The organism is Streptomyces sp. CB02056, from assembly GCF_001905545.1.
Lineage (GTDB): Bacteria > Actinomycetota > Actinomycetes > Streptomycetales > Streptomycetaceae > Kitasatospora.
The window spans coordinates 142,963-158,224 of the sequence record NZ_LIPD01000006.1; the positions used below are offsets into that span (position 1 = coordinate 142,963).

Annotated in this window: 17 protein-coding genes; 15 read left to right on the forward strand and 2 right to left on the reverse strand. The window is 71.4% G+C overall.

Features of this window, described 5'->3' with window-relative positions:
* The first annotated feature begins 8 nt into the window (after nucleotides 1-8).
* Nucleotides 9-1,799, forward strand: coding sequence for a prolyl oligopeptidase family serine peptidase (locus AMK13_RS41040; protein WP_079272246.1), 1,791 nt, complete (start codon nucleotides 9-11; stop codon nucleotides 1,797-1,799).
* Here AMK13_RS41040 and AMK13_RS45955 read toward each other — a convergent pair.
* Entirely contained in the window at nucleotides 1,777-3,087 is a 1,311-nt protein-coding gene (locus AMK13_RS45955; protein WP_158077718.1) for a helix-turn-helix transcriptional regulator, read from the reverse strand. The genes AMK13_RS41040 and AMK13_RS45955 overlap by 23 nt on opposite strands.
* Nucleotides 3,088-3,375: 288 nt before the next feature.
* Between AMK13_RS45955 and AMK13_RS17850 the strand changes: the two genes are divergently transcribed.
* The 14 genes from AMK13_RS17850 (at nucleotide 3,376) to folE (ending at nucleotide 13,573) form a co-directional block, all read left to right on the forward strand.
* The gene (locus AMK13_RS17850; RefSeq protein ID WP_074003085.1) at nucleotides 3,376-3,753 is read left to right on the forward strand and encodes a hypothetical protein; all 378 of its coding nucleotides are present in this window, start codon (nucleotides 3,376-3,378) and stop codon (nucleotides 3,751-3,753) included.
* Nucleotides 3,754-4,000: 247 nt separating this feature from the next.
* Complete coding sequence (queC, locus tag AMK13_RS17855; protein ID WP_338016305.1) at nucleotides 4,001-4,717, forward strand: 7-cyano-7-deazaguanine synthase QueC; 717 nt, start codon at nucleotides 4,001-4,003, stop codon at nucleotides 4,715-4,717.
* A complete protein-coding gene (locus AMK13_RS17860) occupies nucleotides 4,714-5,115 on the forward strand; it encodes a 6-pyruvoyl trahydropterin synthase family protein (protein ID WP_198959375.1) in 402 nt (133 codons plus the stop codon). Before queC ends, AMK13_RS17860 begins: the two co-directional genes overlap by 4 nt.
* Complete coding sequence (locus AMK13_RS17865) at nucleotides 5,112-5,825, forward strand: 7-carboxy-7-deazaguanine synthase QueE (RefSeq protein WP_241852923.1); 714 nt, start codon at nucleotides 5,112-5,114, stop codon at nucleotides 5,823-5,825. Before AMK13_RS17860 ends, AMK13_RS17865 begins: the two co-directional genes overlap by 4 nt.
* 160 nt (nucleotides 5,826-5,985) lie before the next feature.
* Nucleotides 5,986-6,768, forward strand: coding sequence for a reverse transcriptase domain-containing protein (locus tag AMK13_RS17870; RefSeq protein ID WP_074003086.1), 783 nt, complete (start codon nucleotides 5,986-5,988; stop codon nucleotides 6,766-6,768).
* Between the two features lie 11 nt (nucleotides 6,769-6,779).
* A complete protein-coding gene (locus AMK13_RS17875) occupies nucleotides 6,780-7,343 on the forward strand; it encodes a formylglycine-generating enzyme family protein (protein WP_074003087.1) in 564 nt (187 codons plus the stop codon).
* Nucleotides 7,340-7,783 (forward strand): hypothetical protein, encoded by a 444-nt coding sequence (locus AMK13_RS17880; protein WP_079272247.1) that lies wholly within the window; start codon nucleotides 7,340-7,342, stop codon nucleotides 7,781-7,783. The genes AMK13_RS17875 and AMK13_RS17880 overlap by 4 nt, the downstream gene beginning before the upstream one ends.
* On the forward strand, nucleotides 7,783-8,820 hold the full coding sequence (locus AMK13_RS17885) for a glycosyltransferase family 2 protein (protein ID WP_074003295.1): 1,038 nt from the start codon (nucleotides 7,783-7,785) through the stop codon (nucleotides 8,818-8,820). Before AMK13_RS17880 ends, AMK13_RS17885 begins: the two co-directional genes overlap by 1 nt.
* Entirely contained in the window at nucleotides 8,817-9,764 is a 948-nt protein-coding gene (locus AMK13_RS17890) for a radical SAM protein (protein ID WP_074003088.1), read from the forward strand. Before AMK13_RS17885 ends, AMK13_RS17890 begins: the two co-directional genes overlap by 4 nt.
* Nucleotides 9,761-10,318, forward strand: a complete 558-nt coding sequence (locus AMK13_RS17895; protein WP_074003089.1) for a phosphoribosyltransferase — start codon at nucleotides 9,761-9,763, stop codon at nucleotides 10,316-10,318. The genes AMK13_RS17890 and AMK13_RS17895 overlap by 4 nt, the downstream gene beginning before the upstream one ends.
* Entirely contained in the window at nucleotides 10,315-11,448 is a 1,134-nt protein-coding gene (locus AMK13_RS17900; RefSeq protein WP_198959378.1) for a glycosyltransferase family 4 protein, read from the forward strand. Before AMK13_RS17895 ends, AMK13_RS17900 begins: the two co-directional genes overlap by 4 nt.
* A gap of 29 nt (nucleotides 11,449-11,477) precedes the next feature.
* Nucleotides 11,478-12,311 carry a 5'-3' exonuclease gene (locus AMK13_RS17905; protein WP_074003090.1) on the forward strand — a complete coding sequence of 278 codons (834 nt, stop codon included), beginning with the start codon at nucleotides 11,478-11,480 and terminating at the stop codon, nucleotides 12,309-12,311.
* Nucleotides 12,305-12,925 (forward strand): PIG-L deacetylase family protein, encoded by a 621-nt coding sequence (locus AMK13_RS17910; RefSeq protein ID WP_074003091.1) that lies wholly within the window; start codon nucleotides 12,305-12,307, stop codon nucleotides 12,923-12,925. Before AMK13_RS17905 ends, AMK13_RS17910 begins: the two co-directional genes overlap by 7 nt.
* Nucleotides 12,926-12,976: 51 nt before the next feature.
* Entirely contained in the window at nucleotides 12,977-13,573 is a 597-nt protein-coding gene (gene folE, locus AMK13_RS17915) for a GTP cyclohydrolase I (RefSeq protein ID WP_074003092.1), read from the forward strand.
* A gap of 246 nt (nucleotides 13,574-13,819) precedes the next feature.
* Here the strand turns inward: folE and AMK13_RS17920 are convergent, their stop codons facing one another.
* Nucleotides 13,820-15,205 (reverse strand): MBL fold metallo-hydrolase, encoded by a 1,386-nt coding sequence (locus AMK13_RS17920; protein ID WP_074003093.1) that lies wholly within the window; start codon nucleotides 15,203-15,205, stop codon nucleotides 13,820-13,822.
* Nucleotides 15,206-15,262 lie beyond the last annotated feature (57 nt).

Here is a 15,262-nt window from a genome sequence, read left to right on the forward strand (position 1 = left end):
TCCCTCCCATGAGGTCTCAGGACACAGGGCTGTCACCCGCGTGGGTCGCGCGGAAGGTCGTAGCGTACGACGAACTCCAGGCCGTGGCAGGATCGCTGTGGTGGTTGCAGTCCGACCCCGATCACGGCGGGGTCCGGCGCGTGATGTGTTTGGAGCGATCCGGCAATGCCTCCGCGGTGACGCCGTCCGACTTCTCCGTCGGGGGCGAGCTCCACGCCTACGGCGGCGGCAGCTTCGCCGTGGTGGAGGGCGCGGTGTGGTTCATCGGGGACCGCGGTTCCCTCTTCCGCCAACCACTCGGCCGCGCGCCGGACAGGATCGTTCCCGTCCGTGGCTCCGAGCACTACGGCGACCTCACTCCGGGCCCCGAGGGCAGCGTGTTCGCGGTCCGTGGTGACGGCGCTGCGGACGAGATCGTCGCGGTGACTCCGGCCGGAGACGTTCAGATCCTGGTTCGCTCCTCCAAATTCCTCTCCTGTCCCCGCCTTGCAGGGGACGCCCTGGCGTACCTGGAGTGGGGCCGGGACCAGATGCCTTGGGACAGCTGCCGCCTCCTGCTGGCCGACATCCGATCCGGCCGCCCCGGAGCGGGTCGGGTCGTCGCAGGCGGCTCCTCGGAGTCCGTGGTCCAGCCGTCTTGGGGGCCCGACGGACTGCTGTACTTCATGTCCGACCGAACGGGTTGGTGGAACCTCTACCGGCTTCGCGACGACACGGTGACGGCGGTCCTGCCCACCGATGCGGACTGTGCGCCGGCACCCTGGGAGGCGGGCTACCAGTCGTACGGATTCGCCCCCGACGGCACCGTCGTGCTGACCCTACTGAACGGGTTCTCCACCGAACTCGTCGCTGTCGATCCCACAGGCAGTCGGCGCCGGCTCGGCCCGAACCTCACCTCGGTGAAGCCGTACATCGCGGTCGACGACGGCCGGCTTGCCGTGATCGGCTCCACCCCGTCGTCCGCCCCGGGCTTGTGGTCGCTCGACCTCGCGGCACAAGCCGACGCCCCGGCTGTCCCGATAAGCACTGGGTGCGTGCCCGCCCCGCCCTGGTCGCCCGTCCCGCCGTCGATGGACACCGCCCGGGGTGGCGACGGCCGTGTGAGCTTCCTGCTCCACCGACCGGCAGAGACGGCAGCACCCGTGCCGCTTCTGGTCCGAGCACACCCCGGCCCGACGGACGATGTGCCCCTGCGGCTGGACTGGACGACCCAGTTCTTCGTCAGTCACGGATTCGCCGTCGCCGACGTCCTCTACCGGGGCAGCACCGGCCGGGGTCGTGCGTTCCGGCGGGCGTTGCACGGCCACTGGGGCGAGTACGACGTCGAGGACTGTGCCGCGGTGGCCGAGCACCTGCGCTCGACCGGCGCGGCACTGCCCGGGGCGATGTTCATCAGCGGCGCGAGCGCCGGCGGGTACACGGCGCTCCAGGCAGCGAGTCGTCCCGGGCCGTTCGCCGGCGCGACGGCCACCTCGGCAATCATCGACCCCGCACGGTGGGAGCTGTCCGTCCCGGAGTTCCAGCGTCCCCACTCGGCCGTGCTGCGGGGGCCTGCCGGAGCAGTGACGCCGGAACGGATCCGTTGTCCCGTGCTAGTGATCCACGGAACCGCTGACACGATCACGTCCGCCAAGGAGGCCATGCAGTTCGCCCAGGACCTGGCCGCCCTCGGCGGTGGCCACGACAGCCTGATGCTGGACGGCGGCGACCACTACCTGTCAGCGCCCGCCGCCCGGGAACAGGCCCTCCGCGCCGAACTCGATTTCTACCGCCGCCTCATGAGCCGCCCGAGAGCGTGACGGCCATGCCGTCGGCTTCGGGCAGCACGACCCGGGCGAACTCGCGAAGCTCCCGGGCCGGGGCGTAGTCGTCGTGGGCCCGCAGGTCGGCCAGGACGCCGGCCACCCGCTCGATGCACCGGCCTGACCCTGTCCTGGCGGCATAGGCGACGGCGTCCCGGCCGGCCGCGCACGCCCGGTCGAGGTGCCCGGTACGCAGCCAGGTGGCGGCGAGCAGGGCGGCATCGATCGCTCGCCGGCGGACCCGGTCCTCGCCGACACCGCTGAGGGCCTCGGCGAGTTGGCTCCTCGCGGCCGGGGCGCGACCGAGGTCGTGGAGACAGTGGGCGACCTCGTCCGCGAGGTAGGCGTGGTTGAAGTAGCGGATCCAGGTGGGCTCGTCCTGGTGGTCAGCAGTGTCGAGCAGCTTCTCGGCCTGGATGATCAGCTTGGTCGCCTCGGTCTCCCTGCGCATCCTGGCGTTCGCGCGAGCCACGACCGCGGTGATGGCAGCCCGGGTTGCCGGGCTCGCGGCAGTCCCGGCCGCTGCCTGGGCCGAGGCCGCCCAACGCAGGGCGGTCTCCGGCTCGCCGCAGTGCAGCGCGAGGTGCCCGAGGTTCACCGCCACGAGGTAGGCGCTGTACGCCTGGTCATTGGTCACAGCCGTCAGGGTGAGCGCGCGCCGGTAGTACGCCTGGGCCTGGTCGGGGCTTCCGGTGTCGACCGCCTGGTATCCGGCGAGCTCGCAGAATCCGGCCGTGAGCCTTGCACGCCGGCGAGCGACCGATTCGTCCGCGGCCTGGCGGCGAAGAAGCGCTTCGAGTTCGTTGTCGATGTAGGAGCTGACCTGTCGCTGGTACTGCCGAGCCCCGTGCGTGTGGTCGAGCTGACGGAACAGATCGAGTATTCCCTCGGCGGCACCGATATCGGCTTCGGTCACCGGCAGCGACGTTGCAGTTCCCTCGATCAGGGAGCTGACGGACAGCCAGTCGGCGACCAGACCGTCCGCCTGTGCCAAAGGAGACGCGACGGGCGCCGTCGTCTGCTCACCCTGACTGTGCCGGTGGACCACTTCCGTTCGACCGTCGTCCTCCCTCGGGGTGACTGCCAGCTCGTCGACAGTATCCGAGCTTCCGGGGAGCAGGGAGCGCAACTGGGTCGCGGAGACCTTCAGCAGTCTCGCGAGCTTCGGCATCTGCCACGGTTGCGGCGTCGCCGTGCCCTTCTCCCAGCGATGGACTGTTGTGCGGTCGACGTCCATCAGTCTCGCCAACTGCTCCTGGGTGTAGCCGGCCGCCCTGCGCTGCACGGCGAGCCGTCCCCATCGTGTCATCGCATTCCCCCAAGAGTTCCCGGTCCGCCAACTGCCCAGGTCATCGGCACCTTTTCAACATCACTGCTACACGTTGCCACAAGTCTGCACTGTTGCACTGGGCTTGGCAGGTGCTTCCGTATGAGCCCCAAGGATTTCCCGCCTTGGATCGGGGCTGACCCTCCGCACTGCCGCAGCCGGACGCACCTCGGCGTCTCGCGCATTCCGGCTGTGCCCGGGGCACCACCACCACCCGGCTCAGCAGCTCTCCAGACAAGGAAGCCGATGACCACGATCCTCTCTCCCCCGACCGGTCCCGTGCCCGCTCCCCAGCCGGCCGCACCGCGACGGGCCCCGGCGGATCCGTCCGTCGACGTCTCCGACGTCAGGCTCGTTCCCGACCTCAAGGGCGGGCCCGTCTCGCACCTCGCCACGGATGCGCCGACCACGAAATCGCCTCGGCGTCCGCCCGGTCCGGCCACCAGGGCACGGGGCGCAGAGCCCGGCGACCCTGTGGAGACGTTCATGTGGACGCTGTGGCTGTTGGGCAACGTCCTCGTGATCGCCCTCGTGGGGATGCTCGTCGACCACGAGGTGGAGCACCAAGGCGTCGCGCATGGGCAGGCCCCCACCCGCTCCGCGCCCGACGTCGGAGAGACCTAGCCAAGCGGCTTCGGGACATCACCGCGGAATTCACGTGGTGGGCGGGCTGCTTCGCTTTCGCAGTCGCGCGCCTGCTCTGCCCACCATCTGACAACGGCTCCGCCCTGGATCGTCAGGGGCGAGGTCCTCGCGTCCAAACCGGCTACGGCCCGTCCGTGCATCGCCGGCCCATCGGCTGGCCCATCACGGGCGTGCAACAGCCGGACTCACTCCGACCTCCGGCAGCGGAGGACTACGAGGAAGACGTATGGAGATGACTGAACACGCTCCCCCGCAGCACACGGTGGTGATCGCCTCCGGTGGGCTGGACAGCACCACCGTCGCGTACTGGCTCGCCGACAGCGGAAGCCGGCTCACGCTGCTCTCCTTCGACTACGGGCAGCGCCACCGGAAGGAGCTCGGCTTCGCCCGGCAGGCAGCCGACCGTCTGCACGCCCGCCACGAGGTGGTGGACCTGAGCGGCCTCGGCCGCCTGCTGTCGGGATCAGCGCTGACGGACCCGTGCGTCGAGGTGCCCGACGGCCACTACACCGCCGAGAGCATGCGCAGCACCGTGGTGCCGAACCGAAACGCGATCATGCTCTCGGTCGCTGTGGGTGCGGCGGTCGCCGCGGGGGCGGACGCGGTGGCGTTCGGTGCCCACGCCGGCGACCACGCCGTCTACCCGGACTGCCGCACCGAGTTCTTCGACGTGTTCGCCGAGGTGGCCCGGGTCGGCAACGAGGGGTTCATCGCCGAGGGCTTCCGGCTGCTGGCGCCGTTCATCGACCAGACGAAGGCGGACATCGTGCGGGTCGCCAGTCAGGTCGGTGTGCCGTTCGCGGACACCTGGTCGTGCTACCGCGGCGGCGAGCTGCACTGCGGGACGTGCGGGACGTGCACCGAGCGGATCAAGGCGTTCGCGCTCGCCGAGGTCGAAGACCCGACCGAGTACGCCACCGCGCCCACCGGGGCGGCCCGATGAACGGGGTCGTCATGCCCGGCCGGCACCGGATCGGAAAGACGTTCCGGTTCGAGGCGGCCCACTCCCTGCCCGACCTGCCGGAGGGGCACCAGTGCGCGCGGATGCACGGCCACTCCTACACGGTGGAGTTCGTCCTCACCGCCGACCGGCTGGTGCCGCCCGGCTTCGTCACGGACTTCGGCGACCTCGCCCCGGTGAAGAAACTCATCGACACCACCCTCGACCACCGGACGCTGAACGACGTCCTGCCGGTCGCGCCGACGTCGGAGAACCTCGCCACCTGGCTGGCCGACTGGTTCGTGGAGCACGTGGAACCCTCGCTGCCGGGCCGGCTGGCGTCGGTGCGGGTGTCGGAAACGGCGAGCAGTTGGGCCGAGTTCGTGCTGGAGGAGCGGTGAGCGTTCTGGGCGGTGAGGTCGCCGCCGGAAAGGGCCTGTTGGTGGCGGAGTGCTTCGGACCGACGTTCCAGGGCGAGGGCCCCAGCATCGGGCAGCAGTCCCTGTTCGTCCGGCTGTCGCGGTGCAACCTGCACTGCCCGGGGTGCGACACCCCGGAGACGTGGGACTGGAGCCGGTTCGACCTGCGCGAGGTGTCCACACGGCGCGGCGTGGAGGACCTGGCAGCGTGGGTGACGGCCCGCTCGCCGCGGCTGGTGGTGGTCACCGGCGGTGAGCCGCTGCTCCAGCAGCCCCAGCTCGTCGACCTGGTGCAGTTGCTGTCGGGGCGGCGCGTGGAGGTGGAGACGAACGGCACCGTCGTCCCGCGGCCGGAGCTGGTCGAGTCGGTCGCGGCGTTCAACGTGTCGCCGAAACTGGAAGCCTTCGCCGCGCCCGGGGACCGACGGATCGTCCCGAAGGCGCTGGAGGCGTTGGCGGCCTGTGGCAAGGCCCGGTTCAAGTTCGTCGTCCACGAGGCCGCCGAGCTCGACGAAGTCGCCTCCCTGGTCGAGACGTTCTCGCTTCCCGACGTCTGGATCATGCCGGAGGGAACGAGCAGCGAGACGGTCCTCGGCGGAATGCGGGAGCTGGCGGACGAAGTCCTGGAGCGCGGTTGGAACCTCACCCCGCGACTGCACACGCTGCTCTGGGAGGACGAACGTGGCCGATGAGGACAAGAAGGCGCCTGGACGGCGCGGTCGTTCCGGCTCCCCGAGGCCGCGCGTGTTGGGTAGCGGCCAAGCATTCGGTGCGGAGGAGAGCGGGATCCTGCATGCCGTCCAGGCACAGCCAACTATAGCCAACTCCCGCCCTCCGCGCGCACATTCGCTGATGCCGCTCCTCGTCGAACCCCGTCACCTCAAGGCCGCCGCACGGGCCTGCATGCGCCGTGCCGGATCGCCGGGCGCCGACAAAATGAGCTGGGCACAGTTCCGTCAGGGCCTGGACAGCCGGCTGGAGGCCTTGGCCGAGGAACTTCGGACGGGCTCCTGGACGCCGGGTCCGCTGCGCGAGGTGGCGATCACCACCTACACCGGCAAGGCGATGCCCTCGGTGATCCCGACGGTCGCGGACCGGGTCGTCCAACGGGCGATGCGGTCTGCGATCGAGCCGGTGTTGGAACAGCGGGCGTTCGCCGACTGGGTCTCGGGCTACCGGGCTGGGCGGAACCGAGTCACCGCTGTGCGCGACTCCGACCGGCACCTACGGGAAGGCTTCCGGTGGGTGGCGGACGTGGACGTGCGGCGGGTGTCGGAGGGGTCGTGCGCGGCCGAGGTCACCGACTGGCTGGCCGAGCACGTGGCGGACGGTTCGTTCCTGCGGCTGTTCGAACGGGTGCTGGAGCCGTTGCCGTGTCCGCTCGTCCCGGGCACGGCGCTCGCGCCGCTGCTGATCAACCTACGGCTGTCGCGGGCGGACGCGAGGCTCGCGGGGCTGCGCACGGTGCGGTTCGCGGACAACTACTGCGTCTTCTGCGGCGGCGCCGAGCAGGCCGGAGAGGCCCTCGACACCATCACCGGGGCGCTGGCCCGCTGTGGGCTGCGGCCCAACCTCGCCAAATCCAAGGTCTGGGCCGGCGTGAACGCCGAAGACCTGTTCCTGATCGCCGGATGAAGGGGGCATCGATGACGACGAACCTCATCGGCCACAGGCTCGCCTGGGTGCCAGTGCCGGGCGGCGTCTGCCTGTTCGGCGACCGGAGGAAGCCGGTGAAGGTGGTCGACCTGGAGTGGACGGCGACCCCGGTCACGCCCGCCCAGCTCGGACTCGCTCCGGACCACCGGCCGCTGGTCGGGGTCGCCCAGGCGCAGGCGGCCCGGATCGCGGCTGACCTGGGCGGCCGGCTGCCGCTGTCGAAGGAGTGGGAGTGGGCGGCCTCCGGGCCCGAACGCCGCCGGTACCCGTGGGGCGAGGAGGAACCGGCCGAGGGACGGGCGAACCTGCGCAACTCCTGTGGACGGCTCACCCCGGTCAGCTCCCACCCTCGGGGTCGGACCCCGGCCGGGCTGTGGGACATGGCGGGCAACTGCTGGGAGTGGACGGCCTCGAAGACGATTGGCGACGGCTTCGTGATCCGCGGCGGTTCCTACAACTCACTGCCGCTGTACGCCCGGTGCACATTCCTCAACGCCGCGCCGGCCGAGCTCGGCTCGCCGGGCATCGGCTTCCGGGTCGTGAGGGCGGCGTGATCGGCGACCTGGTGATCGCGGGCTGCTCCCGTCGCAAGGCGCTGGAGGCCGGCCTCCTGCCCGCCCTCGAGCGCTACGCAGGAGGCATCGCCCCGCAACTGCACGCCCGCTTCGCCGATCACCCGCACGCCCGCAGTCGGATCCGCTTCCTGTCCGCGGCCTTCGGCCTGGTGCGTGCGGACGACCTGATCGCCTCGTACGACCAGCGCCTCGACTCCGACCGGGTCGAGGGGCTGCGCCTGATCGTGAACGGGCAGCTGCGGCGCGACTTCACCGCCAACGGCGTTCCGCAGCGGGTGCTGCTGGTCCTCGAACCCGACTACCTGGTCCTGCTCGCCGACCTCCTGGCCCTGCCGGAGCGACCGGTCCTGCACTGGATCCCCGACCCCCACGGCTGGCCCCAGGCCGCCGCCGTGCTCGACGAATGGAGGTGGCCGTGATGCACATCAGCCTCGCGGACGCGCTCAAGACCCAGGCCAACGCCCACCGGTACTTCACCACCGGGTTCACCGAGCGCACCGGCCTGAACTGGCACCAGCCCACCCCCGCGCAGGCCGCCGCCGGCCGGACGATGTCGGTCGTGATCCCGGCCCGCAACACCGCCTACGCCCTGCCGACAGTGCTGAACGCGCTCGGCGCACAGCAGCACGCGGCCGACGTGGAGGTGATCCTCGTGGACGATGCCTCCACGGACGCGACGTTCGAGATCGCCCGCCAGCACCCCGTGGTCACCACCGCGGTACGCCTGGCCGAGCGACGCGGCTCGGCGGCCGCGCGCAACGCCGGTGCCCTCCTCGCCCAGGCACCGACCGTCCTGTTCGTCGACGCGGACATGGTGCTGCCCCCGCACGTGTTCGCCGATGTCTCCGTGCGCGCCGAGGCCGACACCGTGCTGACCGGGTTCCGGCACAACGTCGCCTATCGTGCGTCGCCCTGCGGTGAGCCGCTGCTGCCCAAGGCGCCCCCGCTCCTCGGTGCTGACCACCGCGTCACCTGGAAACCCCCGGTGGGCAAGGTCCTGCCGTACTCCGGCCTCACGCTCGCCGACGCGCTGGATGGGCGCCCGCTGGATGCCACCAACGACTTCCAGACCCTCGGGTACGGCCGGTCCTACTACGACTGGGACCTGCCGCGGATGGTCGTCACCGCGCTGCTGGCCGTACCGCGCGAGCAGCTGGTCGACGTCGGCGGCTTCGACGAGGAGTTCGGGGCGCTGGGCTGGGGCATGGAGGACACCCACCTCGGCGCGGCCCTGATCGCCTCCGGCTGCCTCGTGGTCCCGCTGCGTCAAGCCGTGGGCTTCCATCTCGACCCGCCGGACGCCGCCGCCCAGTGGCAGGCCAAGCTCGCCTCCTGGCCCGCGACGCTCGCCCACTACCGCCAGCTGCTGTCCCTCCCCGCCCCCGCCGACCGCGGCGACGCTTTTGTCGCCGCCGCCGGAAAGCACCTGACCGACGCCGAGGTGATCACCCGATGATCCGCGCCTTCGCTGCCGCCACGTTCGACGGCACCACCGTCGTGCACGACCCCGCGGTGGGCACTAACCACCTGCCGCCCCAGCCCCTGCCCGCCGGCTGCGTCGCCTTGGACGACCAGCAGGTGGCCGCCTGGCCCGAGGCGGATCCCTCGACGCTCGCGCTCGAATACCCGCTGAGCATGTGCTGGTCCCCGATCGTGCGCTGCAACCTGGACTGCCCGCAGTGCCTCGACGACAAGAGCGTGCGCGAGTCCACCACGGCGGAGCGGCGCGTCCTCGCCGGCCACATCGCCGCCTCGGGGGTGCTGGGCGTGGACATCTCGGGCGGCGAGCCGCTGCTGCTGCGCGACCTGCCCGAGCTCGCCCGCGCGGTCCGCCGCCAGGGCACCAGCGTGGTCAGCTGCACCACCAACGGCTGGCACCTCACCCGCCGTGCCGAGGAACTCGCCGACTCCCTCGACGCGATCCGGGTCTCCCTCGACGGCGCCACCGAGGCCACCCACGACCGCTGGCGCGGCCAGGACAGCTACCGGCGCGCCGTCGCGGGCATCCGCGCCGCCGTCGACGAAGGCCTGTTCGTGCAGCTCCAGATGGTCCTCATGCAGTCCAACCAGCACGAGGCCCAGGAACTGCTGGACCGCGCCGCCCAACTCGGTGCCGGCGGGGTGACGTTCCTCCAGATGCTCCCCATCGGCGACGGCGCCGCCCTCGCGGCCGAGCAGATGCTCACCGACGAGCAGGCCCAGGACATCGTCGGCCCGCTCGCCATCCCCGACGGCGTCCGCATCCGGCTGCGTACCCGCACGAGCGCGCACGGCTTCACCGTCCTGCGCGCCGACGGCTACGCCTGGCGCAACACCCACGGCGCCACCGGCATCTCCGCGTCCGTCCCCGTCACCAGCCCGGCCGACCTGCGCCTGCCCACGTCCGGGAGCACCTCGTGACCAACTCCTCGCGCACCGGCAGGCGGGTCTTCGCACAGCGCGTCCCGTACGCGCCGACTCACTACCAGTGCTTCGACGCGGCCCGCCTGATCGCCGAGTCCGTCGTCGGGATCGACCCGGACGTGACCTGCGTGATCGGCGTCGCCTCCGGCGGGATCAAACCGGCCCGCCTCATGGCCGACTACCTCAAAGTGCCCTTCCACACCGTCGCCGCCAGGCACAACAAGAGCGACGCCCCGTTCCAGCAGGCCACCGGCGACGTCGAGGTCCAGCTCGCCGACTCCCTGCCCGGGCGCCTGTCCGGGACAGTGCTCCTCGTGGACGACATCGCCGGCACCGGAGCGACGTTCACCGCCGTGACCGATGCGCTGAAAGACCGGCTCGACTACTCCGCCGAGATCATGACGGCGGCACTCTTCCGCAACCGCGGGTGCGCGCAGACCCCCGACCGGTGGGCCTGGGGCGTCGACGACTGGGTCGTCTTCCCCTGGGAGAGGCCGCACAGCGGCCAGACCCAGCCCGTCCCCGCCCTGAAGTGGGTGAGCGCCCGGTGATCACCCGCCCCTCCTCCCGCGGCGTTCTGCTGGTCCTCGTCTCCTGGACCCCGGACGCCCCGGCCGGCATCGAACGCGCGACGGCCGCACTGGCCCTCGGGCTCGCCCGCAACGGCCACCGGCCCGTCATCGCCACCGCCGCACCCCAGCCCGAAGGCCCCGGCCTCCCCGGCGTCATCATCGCCCGATTGCGCCTCGACGACGTGCAGTTCCCGTGCGACGACGACGTGCTGCGCCGCGCCGTCACCTACCAGGACACCAGGCTGACCCGCCAGATCCGGGACCTGATCACCGAACACCGCATCGACACCGTCCTGTTCACCGACGCGCTGTGGGGCCTCGGCCGCCTGCGCGGCGATATCCCCGGCCACGTCCGCCGGGCCCTCGCCGCCCACGTCAAACCGCACAGCCTCGACGCCGGGCCCGCGCTCGCCCGCGCCACCCGCGTCCTGGTGCCCTCCGCCGTCGTACGCGACGAGCTGGCCGGCTGGGGCCCGTGCAACCTCCGCGTCGTTCCCAACGCACTCATGCCCAACCCCACCGTGGCCCCACCAGCACCGGAGCTCCGCGAGCAACTGCGCCGCAGCGGCCCGGTACGCGTCCTCGCACGGCTCGGGCCGGAGAAGGGCGTACTCGACCTACTGGAGGCCACCTCCGACTGGGACCGGCCCCTCGAGGTAGCCCTCGCCGAAGCGGGGTTCGAGGACAGTACGGGATCCCAGTCGGAACTCCTCGACGCCTGCAGGAAAGCAGCCGCCCGAACCCCGAACGTCCGTCTGCGCGGGGCGCTGGCCTGGGACGAGGTGATTCCCTGGCTCTCCGGCGCGGCGGTGGTCATCGTTCCCAGCCACAAGGAGACCTTCGGCCTGGTCGCACTGGAGGCAATGAGCGTCGGTACCCCAGTCGTCGCCTACCGGGTCGGCAACCTGCCCGCCCTGATCAGCCCAACCGGCAACGGCGACCACCTCCTCGTCGACCACGACGACGGCCCGACCGCTCTCCAGAAGGCGGCACAAACCCTGCTGGAAGATGACATACTGTACGCCGCGACTACACAGACCGTGTATCGGAGAGCGGCCGAGTTCGAGCCGCGCCGAATCGCTGACTTCTTCCTGGAGGCGGTGTCGTGATGCCCGAAACCCCTGTAACCCCTGCGCCGTTGCTGCTCGTCGACGGGTTCAACCTTCTGTGGGCCGGCACCTTCGGCTTCCCCGCCCCGATCTTCTCCCGCGACAAGACCCGCGAACTGACCGGCCTGTTCGCCTTCTTCGCCCTGCTGCGCGCCACGGTCCGCGACGACCTCGACGTCGCGCAGCCCGAGGTCCTGGTCGTCTTCGACGGCGAGCACGGTACGTCCGAGCGCGTCGCCGCCGACCAGGAGTACAAGGCGAACCGGGAGGCGACACCGGAGGCGCTCAAGCCGCTGCAGTTCCTCGCCCCGGTGAAGGACGGCCTGGACGCGTACGGGATCCGGTGGGTCGAGATCGAGAACGCCGAAGCCGACGACGTGATCGCCACCCTCGCCACCCGGGCCGCCGCCTCCCGGCCGGTCCTGGTGATGTCGCGGGACATGGACTTCTACCAGCTCCTCGACGACCGCGTGCGCATCCTCAACCGCTCGCGGAAGTCCTCCCGGCGGATCATCACCACCGACGAGGTCATCGCCCGGTATGGCGTCAGTCCCGCCCAGTGGCCGGCCTTCCGCGCCCTGACCGGCGACAAGTCCGACAACATCCCCGGTGTCCGCGGCGTCGGGCCGAAGATCGCCGCCACCCTGCTGCGCGACGGCATGCGGCTGCACGACCTGCCCGGTTCCGGCCGGCTGACCGGCGCCAAGGGCACGGCGATCACCACCGCCTGGGCCGACGTGCTGCGCTGGGAGGCGATGATCACGGTGCGTCGCGACCTGGACGTGCCCGTCACCGTCCGCGGTAAGGCCAGCCCCCAGCTGCCGAAGCCCGCCGACGTCGTCGAGAAACTGGGGCTGTGGTGACCGGTGCCGTGCCCGGCTCGGTCCTGGCCGCCTTCGCCCACCCCGACGACGCCGAACTTTGGGCCGGCGCCACCCTCGCCGTCCACACCCGGTGCGCCGCCGTCACCATCGTCGTCCCGCACCGCGACAAAGTCCGCGACGCCGAGGCCCGCAAGAGCGCCGCCGTCCTCGGGGCCGAACTGCGCCAAGTGCCCCGGCTCGACCACGCCACCATGCAGCAAGTGCTGCTGGAGGCAGAGCCGGACGTCGTCATCACCCACCCGCTCCACGACGTCCACCCTGAGCACCGGGCCGTCGCCGCCGCCGTGCTCGCGGCCGTGCCCGAGCCTCGGATCGCCACCGGCCGACCGAGCCGCTTCTACACCTGCGACACCTACAACTCGCTCACTCTCGACGGCCCCGTGCGCGCCGACGTGATCGTGGACGCCACCGCGACCTTCGACACCAAGATGGCCGCGCTGCGCGAGCACGTGAGCCAGCCGATCGAGCAGCACTTCGGGCCCATGGCCGAGAACCTCGGCCGGCTCTGGGGCGCCCGCATCGGAACCCAGTACGCCGAGGCGTTCACCGCTGTACCGATCCTCGGCTGTCTGCCGAGCGCCGCCCACCTCTGACACGCCGCACTTCGCGGCCCACCTACCGTCAACTCACCCCAAGGGATGACCATGACGTCCATACCCGTGCAAGCCCAGCGCCGCCGCCCGGTCGACCGCCCGCGCGTCGAAGAGCTGACCCGCGAGTTGCTGCTTGCCCTCGGCGAAGACCCCGACCGTGACGGTCTCAAGGACACGCCCCGCCGGTTCGCCGACTGGTGGGGCGAGTTCCTCGACCACGACCCCGGCAGGCTCGACACCAGCTTCGCCCAGGAGGGCCGGTTCGGCGACTTCGTCCTGCTAACCGGCATCGAGGCGTGGAGCGTCTGCGAGCACCATCTGCTCCCCTTCCGCCTCGACGTCTCCATCGCCTACGTGCCGGCCACCGCCGTCCTCGGCCTGTCCAAACTGGTGCGGCACCTGGAGGCCCACACCCACGCCCTCCAGCTCCAGGAACGCATCACCCGCGACGTCGCCCACGATCTCGCCAAGGCCGCCGCCACCGACGACGTCGCCGTCTTCACCACCGGCGAGCACCTGTGCATGAGCATGCGCGGCGTCAAGGCCACCTCGGTACGCACCACCACCATATGCCGGCTCGGCCGCACCGAAAGCGACCCCAACCTCGCTGCCCGCATCGAACGCCTCGCGCTGCCCGTCCGCCTGTAGCCGCCTCCCCCCTCGACGCATCAGGAACCCCGAACGTCGCAGGCTGCCCGAGGCTGCCGCCAGCTGGTAATCCGCCAGCAAGGACCAGTACCGGAACATCGCCAGCAGCCGGGATGTATAACGCCTGCACGCCCGACTACTCGCGCTGCCGCAGCAGTGACCGACACCCACCTCCCCGCGCCCCACCACGGCCACGTTCCGCTTCCCAGCCCGCGGCCCAGCCGGGGCGGGCCGGGACGGCTGGGGTCAGGCCCGGGCGGGGTGGGTGAGGGTGTGCCAGGCGCCGTAGCCACCGAGGAGGTCGGAGACGTCGGTGTGGCCGTGGTGGCGCAGCAGGCTGGCGGCGATGGAGGAGCGGTGGCCGCTGGCGCAGTGGACGACGAGGGGGCGGTCGGTGGGGATCTCGTCGAGGCGGCCGGGGAGTTCGGCCAGGGTGATGTGCAGGGATCCTTCGATTGCGCCGGTTTCGCGTTCGCCGCAGGTGCGGACGTCGAGGACGGTGGGGGGCTGTTCGGCGGTGAGGGTGGTGCGGAGTTGGTCGGCGGTGAGGCGGCTGGCGGGGGTGAGGTCGTCGGCGAGGGCGGGCAGGGCGTTGTCGGGGTTGCGCAGGTAGCCGGCGATGTGGTCGAAGCCGATGCGGGCGAGGCGGGTGACGACTTCGTCCTCGCGGTCCTGCGGGGCGATGATCGCGATGGTGCTGTCGGGGGTGAGGACGGTGCCGGCCTGTTCGGCGAAGCGGCCGTCGACGGGGACGTTGACGGCGCCGCGGAGGTGTCCCGCGCCGAAGTCCTGGGGGCTGCGGGCGTCGAGGACGACGGCGCCCGCGGTCCGGGCCTCCCTGAAGCCCTCGGGGCACAGGGGGCGGGTGGCGTTCGCGCGGTCGAGCAGCGGGCGGTCCTGCCGGTTGAGGGCGGCGTCGTGGCCGAAGTAGGCGGGGGCGGCGGACTGGCCGGCGGTGACGATGCGGACGAAGGTGTCCTGGTCCATCGGCTGGCAGGCGTAGTTGGTCAGTCGCTGCGCGCCGATGGTGGACTGGCGGTCGGTGGAGAGGTTCTTGCCGCAGGCCGAGCCGGCGCCGTGGGCGGGGAAGACCAGGGTCTCGTCGGGCAGGCCCATCAGCTTGCGGTGCACGCTGTCGTAGAGCATCGCGCCGAGTTCGGCGGCGGTGACGCCGACCGAGGCGAGCAGGTCGGGGCGGCCGACATCGCCGATGAACAGCGCGTCCCCGGTGAGCACGCCGTACGGGACGGCGTCGTCGGGCTGCTCGAAGACCAGGACGCTGATCGACTCGGGCGTGTGCCCGGGGGTCTCCAGGATCTGCAGGGTGACGTCGCCGAGTTCGATCCGCTCGCCGTCGGCGAACTTGCGGATGGGGTAGTCGGTCTCCGCGCGGCGCCCGTACCCGATCCAGGCGCCGGTGAGATCGGCCAGTTCGAGGTGGCCGGCGAGGAAGTCGGCGTGGAAGTGGGTGTTGATGACGCCGACGACGGTCAGGCCGCGCGCCGTGGCGTCGGCGAGGTACTCGTCGACGTCCCGGCGGGGGTCGACGATCACGGCCTGGCCGGTGCGCTCGTCGGCGATCAGGTACGAGGCCTGGGAGAGGCAGTCGAGGTAGTACTGGCTGAAGATCACGGGATTTCTCCTCGTCGGGTCTGACAGGCTGGCTCTATGTCCGAGTGTACCCCCGGG

Bases quoted from the DNA above. Each gene is read 5' to 3' on its own strand.
- queC (WP_338016305.1), top strand. From the start codon at position 4,001: ATGGAGATGACTGAACACGCTCCCCCGCAGCACACGGTGGTGATCGCC.
- AMK13_RS17890 (WP_074003088.1), top strand. From the start codon at position 8,817: ATGATCCGCGCCTTCGCTGCCGCCACGTTCGACGGCACCACCGTCGTG.
- folE (WP_074003092.1), top strand. From the start codon at position 12,977: ATGACGTCCATACCCGTGCAAGCCCAGCGCCGCCGCCCGGTCGACCGC.
- AMK13_RS41040 (WP_079272246.1), top strand. From the start codon at position 9: ATGAGGTCTCAGGACACAGGGCTGTCACCCGCGTGGGTCGCGCGGAAG.
- AMK13_RS17875 (WP_074003087.1), top strand. From the start codon at position 6,780: ATGACGACGAACCTCATCGGCCACAGGCTCGCCTGGGTGCCAGTGCCG.
- AMK13_RS17850 (WP_074003085.1), top strand. From the start codon at position 3,376: ATGACCACGATCCTCTCTCCCCCGACCGGTCCCGTGCCCGCTCCCCAG.
- AMK13_RS17870 (WP_074003086.1), top strand. From the start codon at position 5,986: ATGCCGCTCCTCGTCGAACCCCGTCACCTCAAGGCCGCCGCACGGGCC.
- AMK13_RS17885 (WP_074003295.1), top strand. From the start codon at position 7,783: ATGCACATCAGCCTCGCGGACGCGCTCAAGACCCAGGCCAACGCCCAC.
- AMK13_RS17860 (WP_198959375.1), top strand. From the start codon at position 4,714: ATGAACGGGGTCGTCATGCCCGGCCGGCACCGGATCGGAAAGACGTTC.